This is a genomic window from Rhodococcus qingshengii JCM 15477 (genome assembly GCF_023221595.1).
GTDB lineage: Bacteria > Actinomycetota > Actinomycetes > Mycobacteriales > Mycobacteriaceae > Rhodococcus_F > Rhodococcus_F qingshengii.
On record NZ_CP096563.1, the window covers coordinates 2,748,645 to 2,765,965 of the forward strand.

Below are 17,321 nucleotides of genomic sequence, written 5' to 3' on the forward strand. Positions count from 1 at the left end.
TGTCCTCTGATTGACGCGTCGGGAGCCGTCGGTTCTCGGGTCACCGGCGAGGCGGATTCCCCGATTCATTGACATTTAGTTTAGGCTACCCAAAACGACGTTAGGTCACCCTTGGGTGACGTGTGTCCACAGACGAGGGGATCAGTGTGAGCGTTCTTCCAGGTTCGAACTCCGGAGCGGCGAGCGAAGCTACGTTTGCTCTCACAGGAGCTCAACTCGGGATTTGGAACGCACAGAGGCTTGATCCCGAATCTCGGAGCTACCTCGTCGGCGAGGTGCTCGAAATCTCGGGTGACGAACCGATCGACACCGAACTGCTGACAGCTGCCATCACGGCGACGATCGGTGAAGCCGAAACCATGCGGCTGCGGATGATCGAGACGTCGGACGGCCCGCGTCAGTACATCTCCGACGAGCCGGTTGGCATCATCCCGATCACCGACGTCCGTGACGAGCGCGATCCCGTAGCCGTGGCGCACGCACTGGTCGACGCCGAGCGCAGCCGGGCGTCCGAGTACTGCCGCCTGATGGTGGAGCGTCCGCTGTACACGTACTCGCTGATCAGGCTCTCCGATCGCGAGATCTGGTGCATCCAGCTCTATCACCACTTGATCGTCGACGGCTACAGCGCAGCCATGATTTCGCGTCGTGTCGCCGCGCACTACACGGCCGCGAAGAAGGGAACCGACGTCGCACCAACGCGATTCGGTTCTATGACAGATCTGGTCAGCGAGGACGAGGCGTACCGGGCTGGCGAGCAGTTCGCGGAAGATCGTGACTACTGGCGTGATGTCCTGACGCCGTTGCCCGCGTTGGACGGACGCGGCCAGCAGGTCACCGGTCCGGCGGAACGAACGATCCAGGTTCGCGAGATCATTACCGCCGACGCCCTCAACCGCCTCAAAGACGTGGCAGACGCGACGGGAACAACGTGGGCCGAGGCACTGATCGCCTGCTACGGCGCGTTTCTCCACCGACTGCTCGGCGAGACGGATGTTGTCATCGCGATGCCACTCATGGCGCGCGTAGGTCGCACGGCACTCAAGACGCCGGCCATGGCAGTCAACGTTCTGCCTCTCCGGTTGACGATTCGCAGCCACGATCGACTCGGTGACCTGAGCAAGCAGGTGGCCGCCACGATGAAAAGCCTGCGCGCACACCAGCGCTACCGCGGTGAGAATCTTGCTCGGGACCTGGGCGTCGCCGGAACCGGCGCACTGCTTCACGGGATCGGAATCAATCTCAAGGCTTTCGACTTCGCCCTCGATTTCGCCGGCGCTGTGGGTGTACTGCGAAACGTCGCCGGGGGACCGCCGGAGGACCTGGGTTTGACGGTTACGCCCATTGCGGACGGCGAAGTTCTACTCGGATTCGAAGTGGACGCGCGTACCAATACTCGGGAATCGGTTCAGCGTCGCCTCGCCGGTTTCGTCAGCATCGTCAACGCGATGGTCGGGGAGGGAGATCCTGCCGTCGGTCAGGTGGAGATGATGCCTGCGGCCGAAGCCGCGCGGATTCTCGCCGGCCGCGAAACTGCACCGCTGCCCGGCTCGGTCGAACTCGTTCCCGACGTGTTCGACCGCATCGTTGTCGAGCACGCGGATGACACAGTCCTCGTGTGCGGTGACGAACGTTTGACAGGCGCAGAACTCGGTGGCCGCGTCCACAAGCTCGCCCGGTTGCTTCGGGCCCGCAATGTCGGCCCGGACGACATTGTCGGACTTGCGCTTCCGCGTACTTCCGAGATGGTGGTGGCTCTGCTCGCGACATTGAACGCGGGCGCAGCGTACGTGGCCCTGGATCCGCAGCACCCGGCCGAGCGGTTGCGAGATCTGATCGACGACGCGCAGCCGAAGGTCGTGATCACCACTTCCACTCTGGCCGAGCAACTCGTCGGAGGTTTTCGGCCCGACCCCCTCGTCATCGATTCCGACGCAGTCCGCGAAGAACTCCGTGCTAATTCCGAGCTTCCACTCGAACTCGGTGAACTGGCGACAGCACGGCATGGTGATCACCTGGCGTATGTCATCTACACCTCGGGATCGACAGGCAAGCCCAAGGGTGTGCTGGTCAGAGGCGGTGGATTGGCGCACCTGCTTCACCACCATCGCGCCACCATCTACCGGGACACCGCCGAGCGCGTCGGGAACCGCCAACTGCACACCGCGCACACAGCGTCGTTCGCCTTCGATGCGTCTCTCGATCAACTGTTGTGGCTGCTGTGTGGTCATCGTGTGCACGTATACGACGAGGAACTGCAGAAGGACGCGGTTGCTCTGGTCGCGGCGTTCGAGCGAGATTGCGTCGACGTGGTCGACACGACGCCGTCGATGGCGGCAGCGATGGTGGACAACGGGTTGCTGCGTACGCATCGGTTGCAGCTCCTCGTCGTGGGTGGCGAGGCGGCACCGCCCGCGCTGTGGGACGCGATCATCGAATCCGGTGTTCCGGCTCGAAACCTGTACGGCCCCACCGAAACGACGGTCGACGCGATCGCGACCACGGTCGAAGGTGCCGGACCGCGTATCGGGTACCCCCTCGCGGGTACCCGTGCGTACCTGCTCGACAGCGCGCTCGAGCCGGTCGCCGACGGTGAACGAGGTGAGCTCTACCTGGCGGGACCGCAAATGGCCAGGGGCTACCTCGGCCGCGCCGGCGCGACCTCCGAGCGTTTTGTCGCAGATCCTTTCGGGGCTCCGGGAGATCTGATGTACCGCGCCGGGGACGTGGCGCGGTGGGTGCCGGGGCGGGGCTACGACTTCATCGGTCGCAGCGACAAGCAGGTGAAGATTCGCGGACATCGAGTCGAGTTGAGCGAGGTCGAGGCTGTTCTCGGATCGGTACCCGGAATCGGCGCGGCTGCTGCGTTGATCCGCACGGATGGGGGACGGCCCAGCCTCGTCGGCTACGTTGTAGCCGCCGCCGGCGCGGCGCTTCCGCCGCAGGAAGAATTGCGCCGTGACCTCGCCGGTCGCGTACCGGATCATCTCGTTCCCGCCGCAATCGTCGTTCTGGACGAACTACCCGTCACGGTGAACGGAAAGCTCGATCGTGCGGCACTACCAGCCCCGGCTGCCGAATCGGCAGGTCGCGCCGCATCCACACCGAGCGAGGAAATCCTCTGTGACGTGGTGGCCGAGGTGCTCGGCCGCGAACGCGTCGGCGTGGACGAGGACTTCTTCGGCCTCGGTGGTGACAGCATCACGGCAATCAGTGTCAGCAGTCGCCTGCGGGTGCGTGGTCTGATCGTTGCTCCCAAAGAACTACTGGCACAGCGAGATCTGGGAACCATCGCCGCTGCGGCACGTGAGATTGCCGATGACGCCGACGCCGTAGCCTCGGTTGCGGACGTGGCCACCGGCACCGTGATCGCCCCGCCGATCGTTCGAGCACTGATCGAAAAAAATTCGGCAGACGAGGCAATCGCGGGCTATGCGCAGTGGACCGCAGTGCGCATCGACGACAGCCTTTCACTGGGTGACCTGCAGTCCGGCGTGCAGACGATCCTCGATCACCATGACGCTCTACGCCTGCTCCTGCGCCGTGACAACGACAGCGGCACTACCGAATTGATCGTCCGGGACGCCGGTGCAGTGCGCAGCGAGGGACTCGTTCGCGAGGTGTCCGACACCTCCGAGCCGTCCCGGATCAGAGAGCTCGCGGAGGCGTCGGCGGCGAGTCTCGACCCACGCGCCGGTGAACTCCTGCGAGTCGTACTGGTCAATACCGAGGCCGGTCGACCCGACCAATTGATCGTCGTGGCTCACCATTTGATCGTCGACGGTGTGTCCTGGCGAATTCTGCTTCCAGACCTCCGCGAAGCTACCGATGCAGCGCGCGAGCGTAGGTCGGCCCGGTTGGCTGCAGGCGGAAGTTCGTGGCGTCGATACGCAGGGTTGCTCGCGGAATTCGGGGCCTCTGGCAGCAGGGCGTCAGAGCTCGAGTACTGGAAGTCCGCGTCGGTACAGGCGGACGACGAGGCGATCGGCAGTCGTCGTCTCGACCCGAAGATCGACGTGACCGCAACCGCCACTCGCACGACAACTGTTGCGCCCCCGGCCGTCACCGACGCGCTGTTGACCACGCTTCCGGCGGCGTATCGAGCCAAGGCCGACGAAGTGCTTCTCTCGGGTTTGATGCTTGCCTTGCGCTCATGGCAGCACGGCCGCGGCCTCATCGGGCTGCCCGCGCAGACAGTTACCGTCGAAGGTCATGGCCGCGACGCGCTCACCAGCGACACCGACTTCGCCGGAACCATCGGGTGGTTCACCAGTGAGTTCCCCGTCCGGGTTCCCACCGATGCACTGCTCACCGCAGACGATCTTGCCGACGCACTGAGCGGCGGAGCAGCTGCGGGACATCTCCTTCGTGCGGTGAAGGAGGCAAAACGCGCCGTACCCGGAGGCGGAGTCGGCTATGGAGTTCTGCGGCATCTGGATCCCGACACCGCACCTGACCTTTCCGCGTGCGCTACACCCGAACTGCTGCTCAACTATCTGGGCCGCTTCCCGTCCTTGCCCGGAACCGGATGGCGATTGCCGGAGCAGGATCCATTCGCGGTCATCGAGCCGGCGACGAAGGTTATGTCGGAAGTGCTGGCGCTCAACGCATTTGTCCGAGAGGACGACTCGACGACGCTGGCAGTCGAATGGACTGCGGCGGGTTCAGTGCTCGACGGCGCGACGATCGTCGAGCTGCAAGAGCATTGGGAACGTGCGCTCGCTGCCCTGACCGCGCATGCCGCGCTCTTCGAGGGTGGTTTGACGCCTTCCGATTGCTCGGCGACGATCTTCGGCCAGGGCGCGGTGGTCGATCAGGCAGGGATCAACGAACTCGAAGCCGTCCACGGACCGCTTGCCGACGTCCTTCCGCTCTCGCCGCTACAAGAAGGTCTCCTGTTCCATGCGGTCCGTGACGGAGCCGCAGACGTCTACACGCTCACTGCACGCTTCGACCTCTCCGGGCCACTGGACGAGGCGAAGTTGGCCGACGCGTTCGAGACCGTGATCGACAGGCACCCGAACCTTCGCGCAGCTTTTCACTACGAGCAGTTCGAACGGCCCGTTCAGATCATTCCGCGCGGCGCAAAAGTCGAGTGGCGTTCGGTCGATCTGACCTCCGTTCCAGCTGACACTGCATTCCGCTCTGCAGATCAGCTCGAGGACGAGGCCGCCAAGCATGTCTTCGACGTCAGTACACCGCCTCTGCTGCGTGCACTACTGGTTCGGCTGCCCGGCGGGGTGCACCGTTTGGTCCTCAACGCGCACCACCTGCTCACCGACGGTTGGTCGACTCCGATCGTCCTGCGCGAGCTGATGAACGTCTACCACGACGGCGACAGCCGCCTCCCTGCGCCGACGCCGTATCGCGACTACTTGGCATGGATCGCCGGCCGTGATCAGGACTCTGCCCGCGCAGCGTGGAGCGAGCGTTTGCGTGGGCTCACCGCGCCGACTCTCGTTGCCGATGCCGGAGCGCCGCGAAGTGTGCCCGTCGCGCTCGAGGTTCCTCTCGCGACATCGGACGCCGAAGCGCTGATCGAACTCGGCCGTGCGCGAGCGCTGACGGTCAACACCCTGGTTCAGGGTTCGTGGGCAGCAGCGCTCGCCGAAGCGACAGGACAGTGGGACGTCGTGTTCGGGGCCACGGTGTCCGGCCGACCTGCCGAACTCTCGGGGGTGGAGGGAATGGTCGGGTTGTTCAGCAACACGATTCCGGCCCGCCTCGACATCGTCGCGCACCGGCCTTTGCTCGATCAGTTCGTCGATCTCCAGAACGCCCAATTCGACATCGTGGACGTCGAACACACCAGTTTGGCCGAGATCGAACGCATCGCCGGAATCGGGCAACTGTTCGACACGCTCCTGGTGTTCGAGAACTTCCCGAACTCCGGTGCAGGACAGCCTGCATCGCACACACTGCGGGTCGAGGGATTCACCAACCGCGGAGTCACGCACTATCCGATGACGTTGATGGCGCCGCCGAGCACCGGTCTGGATCTGGTTCTGTACCACGATCCGGCAGTTGTCTCCGACGCCACGGCGGAGCGAATGGTCACACGGCTCGCGGAGATCCTGCGTGGGTTGCTGACCGAGCCGACAGCTCCCGCATCCGCGGTGCTCACGGTAGTCCGACAGGCAGCGTCCGTTGCCGATGCGGTGTCTGCCGCGAAAAATGTCGCTGTCACGAAAAAGGTGGCCGCGTCCGATCCTGCGATCGATGTCGATCCCGCGGTCGTGGATGCAGTGTGCGCCTGTGTCGCAACGGTGTTGGAGATTCCCGACGTCGATCCGGGCGACAATTTCTTCACTCTCGGCGGTCACTCGCTCACTGCGATGCGGTTGGTGGGAAGCCTGCGCAAGCTGGGAATTCGCGTCGTCGTCTCGGATGTCTTCGACACCCCGACCCCCCTCGGTCTTGCCGTGGCCGCACGCGTCGATCGGACGAAGTTCTCGCCGGATTCGGTCGTTGGCGTCGATCGACCCGTTGTGACCGTGGCGACGTTCCGCGCCCCGGCGGTGGCGGGAAATCCTGATCACGAGCGTTACTGGGTTCGCACGCTCGCGGACCTGCCCCTCGAAACGGACCTTCCGTATGACCGCCCGCGCGGCGAAGAGTACCGCCCGCACACCTACCTCCGTCAGCTACGCGATGCCCGGTTCGGTGACGAACCAGGATTCGACGCGGTGCTGTTGGCTGCCGTGGCGGCGACGCTGAACAGCTTCGGCGGTGGTCGGGACCTTGCGGTCGGACTGGTCTCGGAAGGGACTGACACCCTGATTCGGGTCGACCTGTCCGGTCGGCCGAGAATTGCCGATGTCGTTCGGCGAGTCGAAAACGCTGTCTCCGAGGCACTTGCGCATTCCGATGTCAGCCTCGACCGAATCGCCGATCTACTCGGGCGTCCGACGAGCAGCCTGTTCGCTGCCCGTGTCGGTCACTCGCCCGGAAAGAGCGTCGACCTCGAATTCGTCCGAACCGCAACAGAACTTCGATTGACGGTTGATGCCGGGCTGTTCGACGCCGCGACTGCGGACGCATTGCTCGACGGTGTGATCGCGGTCCTCGGTCACGAAATCAGCACTGTCGTCGCGGATCTGCGACTGGCAGAAAACAAGCCGGATCGCGACCCGGGCCGACGCGCGACGCCGCCGTCGGGGATCTCGCAGTTGTTCGCTCGACACGTCAGCCGCCACCCCGACGACATCGCGGTGATCTCCGGCGAGGTCGGAATTACCTACGGGGAACTGTCGGCGCGCGTCGACGAGCTGGCCCGCGAACTTCTCGCGGTCGGCGCCGGACCCGAGAAGGTAGTCGCCGTCGCGCTGGATCGAAATGCGGATCTGGTGGCCGGACTGCTCGCGGTACTGCGCATCGGCGCTGCGTACCTGCCACTCGACGTCGATTACCCGACTGAGCGGCTCGAGTTCATGATCGAGGACGCGGCTCCGGTGTGTGTCCTGACCAGTATCGACAGCGCCGGGCAACTTCCGTTGACGGTCGCCACGTGTGTCTTCGTGGACGGTGAGTTCACCAACTCGGGTGTCGTGCTTCCTCCGCCGCCCGCGGCGGGTGATCACCTCGCCTACATGATCCACACCTCCGGTTCGACGGGTCGCCCCAAGGGCGTGATGGTCTCGACGGGCAACCTCGCAGCCTTCGCGGACACGGTACTCGAGGATTGCTGGATCAGGCCGGGCGATCGCATCGTCGCGGTGACAACGGTGTCGTTCGACATCGCGGCACTGGAGTTGCTGTGCCCGCTCGCGGCGGGCGCGACTGTCGTGATCGCAGACCGCAGGACGGTTCGCGATCCGGATGCGTTGTCGGCGTTGATCATCGCAAGCGATGCGACAGTGATGCAGGCAACGCCGGCGCTGTGGCGAGTGGTCACCGAACACGAGAACGCAGTCGGACTCGCCATGGTGCGAGCCCTGGTGGGAGGGGAAGCCCTCCCGCAGGATCTGGCCGACGATCTGGTGGCCAACGCTGCTTCGGTCCGGAATGTCTATGGACCCACCGAGGCCACGGTGTGGGCGACATCTTCGGTCATCACGACCGGCGACCGAGTCACGATCGGTCAGCCCTGGACCGATGTGCACGTGCGAATCCTCGACGACGACCTGCGTGAGGTTCCGGAAGGCGTTGCGGGCGAGCTGTATCTGGGCGGTGCGCAGGTGGTCCGCGGATACCTGAACCGCCCCGATCTGACCGTCGCTCGGTTCGTCGCCGATCCTTCTCTGCCGGGGGCACGCCTCTACCGCACCGGCGATCTGGTCCGACGCCGGCGAGGGGTTTTGCACTTCCTTCGTCGTGCGGACGATCAGGTGAAGGTTCGCGGTTTCCGCATCGAGCTCGGCGAAGTCGAAGGCGCGCTCGGATCGGTGGCAGGTGTGTTCCGCGCGGCAGCCACCGTTCGCGTCGATGCGGCGGGTACCGGAAGTTTGCACGGGTATGTGGTTCCCGAAGGTGCAACCACGCTCGATTCGGTACTGGTGCGCAAGGAGATTGCGCGGCTCCTACCCGAACACATGGTGCCGCAGACCATCACGGTGCTCGAGGCACTACCACTCACCCTCAACGGGAAGGTGGACCGGAAGGCATTGCCCGACACCGCGCCGGATCGCGTGCAGAGTCCGCTCGTGGCCGTCGATGCGGATCGTCGGGCACGGCTCGAGTCGCTGAGCCCGGGCTGGCAGGACGTGCTGCCACTCGGTCCCTTGCAGGAAGGCATGTACTTCCAGTCGGTTCTCGACGGCGCCGGCGGCACGGATGTCTATCACATGCAGCCGCGATTCGAGTTCTCCGCCGATGCCGCCGTCGACGTTCGCTCACTCCGCGCAGCAGGGGATGCGCTCTTGCGACGCTATCCGAACTTGCGGGCCGGCTTCACACACGCCGGGTTCGACGCTCCGGTGCAGTTCGTGCCCAGGGAAGCCGAAATGCCTTTCCGTGAGATCGATCTGAGCGCAGTCGCACCCGAGGACTTGGATATCGAGGTCCGCGCCGTCGACGAGGCCGAATTCGGCAGGCTGTTCGACTTGAGTGCGCCGCCACTCATTCGAATGGTGCTGGTCTGGTTGCCAGGTGGGGGAGCGCACCTCGTCTTCACTCAGCACCACCTGCTGACCGACGGTTGGTCGCAGACCTTGATGTACGCGGAGTTGTTTGCGCTCTACGAGTTTGCTCGCACACACGGCACGGACCCGGTTGGACTCGACGGCGCGCTCGACAAGCCTGCGGACTTCCGTGATCACCTGCGATGGATCGCCGAAGCGGATCGCACGGACGCCATCTCGTCCTGGAAGGACTACCTCGCGGATCTCGAGCAACCCACACTCGTGGGTGGTACGGGATCAGGCGGGCGCGCTCCGTTGCCGGTGTTCACCCGGGTTCAGCTCGAACAGAGCATCACCGAGCACGTACGCGAGTTGGCCAGACGTAGCGGAGTGACGCTGTCCACCGTGGTTTCTGCGGCGTGGGGCCTGGCATTGCGCGCCGTGACGGGCCGTGACGACGTGGTCTTCGGATCGACGGTTTCGGGACGTTCACCCGAGGTCGAGGGCGCCGACCGCATGGTGGGCTTGGCGCTCAACACCATTCCGGTACGTGTCCGGGTCCGGCCAGGCGAGGAGATTTCGGCGTTGCTCGGACGCCTGTTCCGTGAACAAGGTTCGCTGCTGGGGCATCACCAGCTCGGGCTCGGCGACGTGCAGCGAAGCGCTGGGTTCGCAACACTGTTCGACACGCTCTACGTCTTCCGCAACACGCCTCGTGACGAACAGGCACGTCGAGACACGTTCGGGCGCAGTGGAATCGTCGGGTTCGATGCGGTGGACGGCACCCACTATGCGCTCACGCTCGACGTGGATCCGGGTGTCGGGGACGCGGCGATGGCGCTCACACTCGAAAACCGTCCTGACCTGATTCCGCACGACGTGGCTCAGGACATCCTGTCCCGCACCATCACGATTCTCGAAGTGATGGCGAATTCCGATACCGCCACGGTGGCGGACACGGCGGTTCCGCTTTCGCGCACCCCCGCGGAATTCGCTTCGGAGCACGTCGTGATGCCACGGCCGGACCAGGCCGGCGGTAGCGTGGACGCACTACTGCGCGAAAGGGCAGCGGCAACTCCGGACGAGACGGCGCTGGTCTTCGGAGACGTCACACTGAGCGCAGCCGAGATGAACTCTCGGGTGGACAGACTGGCACGGATACTCGCTTCGGCGCTGGGGCAGTCGGTACCAGGCGGGGGACCGACCCGTGTTGTCGCGCTCGCGCTTCCGCGTACTGCCGATCACGTCGTCGCAATCTTCGCCGTCATGAGAACCGGAGCGGCCTACCTTCCCTTGGATCTGGCTCACCCGCCGGCACGCCTGCGCGAACTCATCCTCGACAGCGATGCGGCGCTGGTAGTCACCACGACTCAGACGCGTGACCTCGTTGTTCCCGATGGACAGCCATGTCTGGTCCTCGACGACCCGGACGTGGCCGGGGTACTCGACGGGCAGTCTTCGGCACCAGTTGTCGACGAGGCTGCGGTCTGCGGGCCGACCTCACCGGACCAGCCTGCCTACGTCATCTACACCTCGGGCAGTACCGGAAAACCCAAGGGCGTCGTGGTGGGTCACCGCGGGTTGACGACGATGTATCACAATCACAAGGCCGAGATATTCACTCCGACCGAAAACAGTGTGGGTGGCCGACGTCTGCGCATCGCGCATACAGTCTCGTTCTCGTTCGACATGTCGTGGGAGGAACTGTTCTGGTTGCTCGCGGGGCACGAAGTTCACGTGATCGACGAGCAGGCGCGACTGGACCCCGCGTCTCTGGTGAAGCATTACCGCGAAGTCGGTATCGACGTCGTGAATGTAACCCCCTCGTATGCACGGGAACTGATGGCCGCCGGTCTCCTCGACGGTGAGCGGACGCCGGTGTTGGTGATGCTCGGCGGAGAAGCTGTACCTGCCGAGTTGTGGTCGCGATTGCGCGATCAGGACGGTGTCGACGGGTACGACCTTTACGGGCCGACGGAGTTCACGATCAACGCGATGGGATCCCCGGTTCAGGGGAGCGAGACACCCTGCTTGGGTCGTCCGATTCTGAACGCGTCTGCGCGGGTACTCGATTCGGGTCTGCGGGAGGTACCGATCGGAGCGGCGGGCGAGCTGTACATGTCCGGAGACGGAACGGCGATGGGTTACCTTCACCGGACCGCGTTGACCTCCGCTGTGTTCGTTGCTGATCCCTACTCCGTCGGCAAGCGCATGTACCGCACGGGCGATGTCGTACTGCGTCGTCGCGACGGTGAACTCGAATACCTGGGTCGCGCGGACCATCAGGTCAAGATCCGAGGCATTCGGATCGAATTGGGTGAAGTGGAATCCGCGTTGGCGTCGTTGCCGGGAGTGTTGCGAGCGGCAGCGTCCGTCCGTAGCGAAGGCGGCGCGCCGCCGAGACTGGTCGGCTACGTCATCGAAGAACCCGGTGCCGATTCAACCGATCTGCGAGCTGCGTTGCGGGAACGCGTACCGGCACACCTGGTTCCGTCGGACATCGTCGTCGTGGATTCGATCCCGTTGACGCCCAACGGAAAACTGGACCGCGGTGCGTTGCCGGCACCCCCCGCCCGAGTAGCGGCCCGAGCACCGCGAACCGAGATGGAAAGGCAACTGTGCCAGGTCTTTGCGCGGGTACTCGGCGTCGAGGCAGTCGATCCCGAAGAGAGTTTCTTCGATCTCGGCGGCGACTCGCTTCGAGCAATGCGACTGGTGGGGGAGATGGAGCACGACCTGTCGGTGAGCGTCGGTGTGGCAACGCTGATGGCCCGTCCGACAGTCGCCGAGCTCGCAGCACACCTTGACGAGTCGGCGTCCGAAATCGATCTGAGTCGCGATCGCCTCCTGACACTGCGAGCCGACGGCAGCGGAGAACCACTGTTCTGCGTGCATCCGGCCGGTGGATTCGCTTGGCCCTTTGCGCCTTTGACCGGTGTTCTCGAGGCCGACCGTCCACTGTTCGGCCTGCAACTGCCCACAGTTGCCGGTGAGCCACTCGAACCGACGAACGTGGACCAACTGGCAGCGATGTACGTCGACACGATTCGCGGCGTGCAACCGAGCGGGCCGTACCACCTGCTCGGCTACTCGTTCGGTGGCAACGTCGTTGCCGCGATGGCGGCTCAGCTGGTCGATATCGGCGAGACAGTGGAGTTCGCCGGTCTGATCGATACTCATCCACTGGGAGATCGTGACGATCGCGGTCGCGACGATGCCGACGACCGAGATCTGGCCGCCGCCCTGCCACCCGAGATCCTCACTCAGGCACCGGGACTGGTCGAGGCTGTTCGGGCGGGTTTTGATGCCACTCGTTTGCTCGTGGCCCGCTCGACCGACACAACCTACGACGGACCGGTTACTCTGATCACCGCCGACGCCGAGGCGTCCGGACAGCTGCTGGCCGATCGCTGGCGCAGAGTCCGCGGGGACCGGGACATGGCAGTACACCATCTGCCGTACGACCACGCCGGATTGGTGACCCCAGCCGGGTGGGCGGCAATTGCCCCGCTGCTCGACAGCCATTTGTCGAAACGCACGGCCACATAGTTCGAAAACCACACAGTTGAAACACAATGGGAGCTCAATGATGAAGTCCACACCGCCCCTCGCGATACGGAGTTGGCGACGATTCGTCGCCATCGCAGGGTTGCTGATCGTCGCACTCGTGGCGATGATCGGTTGCAGTAGCGATTCGAACGACGAACCGACCAAGGCTGCAGAGCCCACGACCCGCGTGATCGAGACCGAGAAGGGCTCGGTCACCGTGCCCGCGTCGGCGGAGCGCATCGTGGTTCTGAGCGGCGGTCTCGCCGGATACCTGTACGCCCTGGACGCACCGGTGGTTGCCACCGATACCCGCGTCCTCGGTGTCACGAACCTCGACGGTGGATTCCCGCCGGCTTGGGCGGACGCCGCAAAGGCGCAGGGCACCAAGGAATTGCCGGCCGGCGAGCAGCTCAACATCGAAGCCGTCGCGGCGGCTGAGCCCGACCTGATCATCGGCGGTGGCCAGGGAATCACCTCCGTTCAGTCCGAGGAACTCTACGATCAGCTCACTGCTATCGCACCCACCGTCTTGGTCCCCAAGACGGTCGCCGCGTGGGACAAGCAGCTCGAAATCGTCGCCGACGCGGCGGGCCGTTCCGACCAGGTTCCGGCGCTGATGAGCGCATACGAGGACAAGGTCAAAGAGGTCAAGGGCAAGATCAAGGTTCCCGAGGGCAACGTCGTCTACTTCCTCTCGGTCTCGAGCAACAAGCCGTACCTCGTTCCGCCGACGGCCGCGCTGCCCGCGATGCTCGCCGAGCTCGGTTTCAAGGCCGACGACGTCATGGCCAAGGCCGGCAACCCGCAGCTCTTCGGCTCGGGTGACTCGTTCGAGGTCAGCCCGGAACTGCTCTCACAGGTCGCCGATGCTCCTGTCGCCTTTGTGATTCCGGTGTCCGGTCGCCCGATGGCCGAACTTGCCACCGATCCGCTTTACTCGCAGTTGCCGTCCTTCAAGGCAGGCACGACGTTCGAGCTCCCCGCCAGCAGCTACCGTCCTGACTACGACGGCGCAATGGCTACCCTCGACCTGATCGGCCAGACCTTCGCATGACTCGATTCGGTGGGCTGGTGATCGATGTTTCACCCTTGCGGACCAGCCGTCCCTTCAGGTACGCCTTTTCCGCGCGATTGATCTCGCTGCTCGGGATCGGACTGCTCGTCGTAGCCGTCCCCGCGCAGACGTACCAGCTCACCGGCTCGACCTTGCAGGTTGCCGGAGTGTCCACGGCGATGGCCATCGCCATGTTCTTCGGCAGCCTGTTCGGCGGCGTGCTCGCTGACCGTTACGATCGGCGACGCACCATCCAGTTGGCCCGCAGTGCTGCGGGTCTCGGCTTTGTCATTCTCGGGTGCAATGCGCTCTTGCCACACCCGTCGATGTGGGTCATCTACGTCGCGGCAGCTGTCGACGGCTTGGCCGGCGGTGTCAGCAGCTCGGCCTTGATGGCTTTGATGCCGACGTTGTTGCCGCGCAACAAGATGGCTGCGGCCGGCGCTTTGGTAGCGCTGACCACCGACATCGGGACGATGATCTCGCCGGCAATCGCCGGCGTGATCATCGCCTCCGGCGGCATTCCCGCGACATACTTTGTTGCTGCGGTGGCCACCGCAGCAACTGTCACGTTGTTCCAAGCCATCGGCCCTTCTCCTGCACCGGGCACGAATCACGAAAGCCCGATGCGCGCGCTGGTGACCGGCGTGAAATTCGCCGGCACGCACACAGTCATTCGCGGCATCCTGATCAGCGGTCTGTTGGTCATGTTCGTCAGCGGGCCGATGGTGTTGCTGCCTGCCTTCGTCGACCAGGTCCTCGGCGGCGGACCCACCATGCTCGGTCTGCTCTACGGCGCCCCCGCTGTCGGCGCTGTGGTCGGTTCCCTCACCAGCGGTTGGACCGGACGAGTCCACCGCAACGGCGCCGCGATGTTGATCTCTGTTGCGCTGATGCCTCTCGGCCTGGTGGTACTGGGTGCGTCGGGAGCAGCGATTGTCGCGTTCCTGGGCCTGGCCGGATTCGGCCTCGGCCGCGCACTCAACGACATTCTGAGATTTGCAGTCCTTCAACAGAACACGCCGGACGAATTGCGCGGACGCGTGTCCAGTCTGTGGATGGTGCAAGCCGTCACGGGTACGGCGATCGGTTCGATGGCAGCCGGGTTCCTCGGGCAGTGGCTCGAGCCTGGCGCCGCGCTACTGGTCTTGGGGCTCGCCGGTGTGACACTGGGCCTGGTGCTCCTGGCAGCATTGGGTTCGGTGCGCCGGGTAACTTCGGAGATCAACGAAGTCGATCTCTCCGAAAACACTGTGCCGGTGGGGAATGCTCCGCCGGAAAAGGAAGGTAGTTCATGAACCGAGGAGACCACCTCGCGACCATCGCCGAAGTTCTGGCGGGAACCACCGGCGCAAAAGTGCCGTACCCCATCGGCATTCGCGAACTCGAAGTTGTTCGCAGCGAAATGGTCGGGACCGGACTGTTGCGTCTGACCTTGGGTGGACCGGAGTTGGCGGGCTTCGAATCGCACGCTCCCGACGAGCATGTTCGCCTGGTCTACCCGGATGCAGACGGAACTTTACGTCTACCCGAACGCGACGGATTCAGCCTGAAGTGGCCTCGTCCATTGCCGATCTCGCGTGAGTACACCGTCCGTCGATACGACGCCGAGGCGGGGGAGCTGGACCTCGATTTCGCGCTCCACGATGGTGGGTACGCCTCTGATTGGGCTCAGGCGGCCACCGTCGGCACTCGGGTGCACGTGGCAGGTCCGCCCGGTGGCGTCGTGGTTCCGTGGACGTACGACCGCTATCTGCTGGCCGGTGACATCACCGCCCTTCCTGCCATTGCTCGTTGGCTCGAGATGATGCCCGCTGCTGCCGCCGGGTGGGTGTTCGTCGAGATCACCGACCCTTCACAGGAAATCGAACTCACTGTTCCGGAAGGCGTCGAGGTGCGATGGCTGCACCGCGGTGACGTCCCAGCCGGTCACTCGGATCTGCTCGAGCAGGCAGTACGGACGGTCACCGTGCCCGAAGGTGAGCGCCTCTACGCCTGGATCTCCGGTGAGGCCACCAGTCTCAAGCCCATTCGCAGATTCGTGCGCGACGAACTCGGCCTGAGTTCGGGCGACCACCTGATCACGGGCTACTGGAAGCGCGGAGTCGCAGACTTCGACGAGGACGACGACGACCACTGAACATCGGTTGATGCCGGTTTCGGCATCGTCACCGCGACAACGAGTCCGACAATCGCAACGATTGCCGCCACTCCGAAAGCTGTGGCGAATGCCGAGTGCTGGGGAAGGCCGCCGGATGAAGTCGCGCTCGCGATGATCCCGGCGGCAATTTGGGTTCCCACAGCAGAACCCAGCGATCTGGCGATCGTGACTATTGCCGTCGTGACACCTACGCGGTCTGCCGGTGCGCTGTCGGCGGAGATGACGAACACTGCCGTCGACGCGGCGGCAACGCCGGTACCCGCAAGGATCAGCACCACAACGATCTGCCACATCGTTGTTGCAAAGACGCCGACGGCGCCGCTCAGGCCGAGGAAGGCAACTCCCGCTACCGCAATGGCTTTCGTGCCGACCCGTTGTGCGAGCTTTCCGGAGATCACCGACGCGATGACCGCTGCGCCGTAGCCGACGCACAGCAGGAAGCCGATGGCGCTGGTCGACGCACCGCGGCCGAATCCGCTCTCTGCCGGCACGGCGAGTTGTTGCGGAAGTAGATAGACAACAGCGCCGTAGGTGAACCCGAAAACCACGCCGACGACCACGGCGCTCCACATCGAACGATGCCGCATCATCGTCAGGTCGACCATCGGCTCGGTTGTCCGGCTCTGATACCTGGCCCAGATCGCGAACACGGCAGCGGAAGCGAGAAGCAGCAGCATCGACGTCGGTGCGCCCCACCCGTTGCTCGATGCGCTCGCCAGCCACGCCGTCAGCGTCAACAATCCCAGAGCCAATCCGCCCGCTCCCGGCCAATCGAGTCGGCCGCCGACGTTCGACATGTGATCTCGTGGTGTGCTCACGGCAAAAGCAATTGCGCCGAGCAAAACGAACGCGGTCGGAACTGCATACATCGCGGTGCGTGAGACGTTTTCCGCGACGGGCCCGGCCAATACGACTCCCAGAGCGCCGCCGGCCACTACGACAGCCCCGAGTAAACCCGTGGCCGTCTTCAGTCGGTCCGAGGACAAAGTGCGTCGTAGGACCACGAAGCTCACGGGAAGCAACCCGAGCCCGAATCCCTGGAGAAATTGGCCGAGGACGAACAGCGGGAAGATCGTTGCGAGAGCGGACACGCTGCCGCCCAGGACAACGATTGTCGTGATCGCGAGCAAGGTGGGGCGGGCGCCGTACACGTCGGCTATTCGCCCGGCCATCGGCGTGACGAGGACAGTGCTCAACGTCAGAGCGACGGATGCGAGCGCTCCGACGTCGGCCGTCACTCCGAAGTCTCTCTGTATCAGGGGGAGTGCGGGGACGATGATGCTTTCGAGCGCGGCCACGGCAGCGATCAGCAGGGTCAGGCTTGCGATAGTTGCTACCGGTCGCGGCTGATTGCCGGAGACGCTCTCTGTGGTCATCGTGCTCTCTTTCGATCGGGGAGTGAGGAGCTTATGGACGCGACGAAATGCCGCCCCTCCAAGAGCCCGGAAGGGTTGTGGCACTGGATATATCGGGCTGTGAAGTAGACCGTCTCTTTATT

The 17,321-nt window shown here is 64.4% G+C and carries 5 protein-coding genes; 4 read left to right on the plus strand and 1 reads right to left on the minus strand.

Annotation, left to right across the window (positions count from 1 at the left end; translation table 11 throughout):
* Positions 1–146: 146 nt before the first annotated feature.
* The 4 genes from M0639_RS12685 to M0639_RS12700 are packed head-to-tail and all read left to right on the plus strand — an operon-like array spanning position 147 to position 15,802.
* On the plus strand, positions 147–12,608 hold the full coding sequence (locus tag M0639_RS12685) for a non-ribosomal peptide synthetase (RefSeq protein ID WP_231915047.1): 12,462 nt from the start codon (positions 147–149) through the stop codon (positions 12,606–12,608).
* A 40-nt stretch (positions 12,609–12,648) separates the two neighbouring features.
* Entirely contained in the window at positions 12,649–13,662 is a 1,014-nt protein-coding gene (locus M0639_RS12690; protein WP_003942170.1) for a Fe2+-enterobactin ABC transporter substrate-binding protein, read from the plus strand.
* Entirely contained in the window at positions 13,659–14,960 is a 1,302-nt protein-coding gene (gene entS / locus M0639_RS12695) for an enterobactin transporter EntS (protein ID WP_007735127.1), read from the plus strand. The genes M0639_RS12690 and entS overlap by 4 nt, the downstream gene beginning before the upstream one ends.
* Positions 14,957–15,802 carry a siderophore-interacting protein gene (locus M0639_RS12700; protein ID WP_064073667.1) on the plus strand — a complete coding sequence of 282 codons (846 nt, stop codon included), beginning with the start codon at positions 14,957–14,959 and terminating at the stop codon, positions 15,800–15,802. Before entS ends, M0639_RS12700 begins: the two co-directional genes overlap by 4 nt.
* On the opposite strand, the gene M0639_RS12705 is transcribed toward M0639_RS12700, so the two are convergent.
* Entirely contained in the window at positions 15,751–17,199 is a 1,449-nt protein-coding gene (locus tag M0639_RS12705) for an MFS transporter (RefSeq protein ID WP_064073666.1), read from the minus strand. The two genes, M0639_RS12700 and M0639_RS12705, sit on opposite strands and share 52 nt — an antisense overlap.
* Positions 17,200–17,321 lie beyond the last annotated feature (122 nt).

Bases quoted from the DNA above. Each gene is read 5' to 3' on its own strand.
- M0639_RS12690 (WP_003942170.1), top strand. From the start codon at position 12,649: ATGAAGTCCACACCGCCCCTCGCGATACGGAGTTGGCGACGATTCGTC.
- entS (WP_007735127.1), top strand. From the start codon at position 13,659: ATGACTCGATTCGGTGGGCTGGTGATCGATGTTTCACCCTTGCGGACC.
- M0639_RS12700 (WP_064073667.1), top strand. From the start codon at position 14,957: ATGAACCGAGGAGACCACCTCGCGACCATCGCCGAAGTTCTGGCGGGA.
- M0639_RS12705 (WP_064073666.1), bottom strand. From the start codon at position 17,199: ATGACCACAGAGAGCGTCTCCGGCAATCAGCCGCGACCGGTAGCAACT.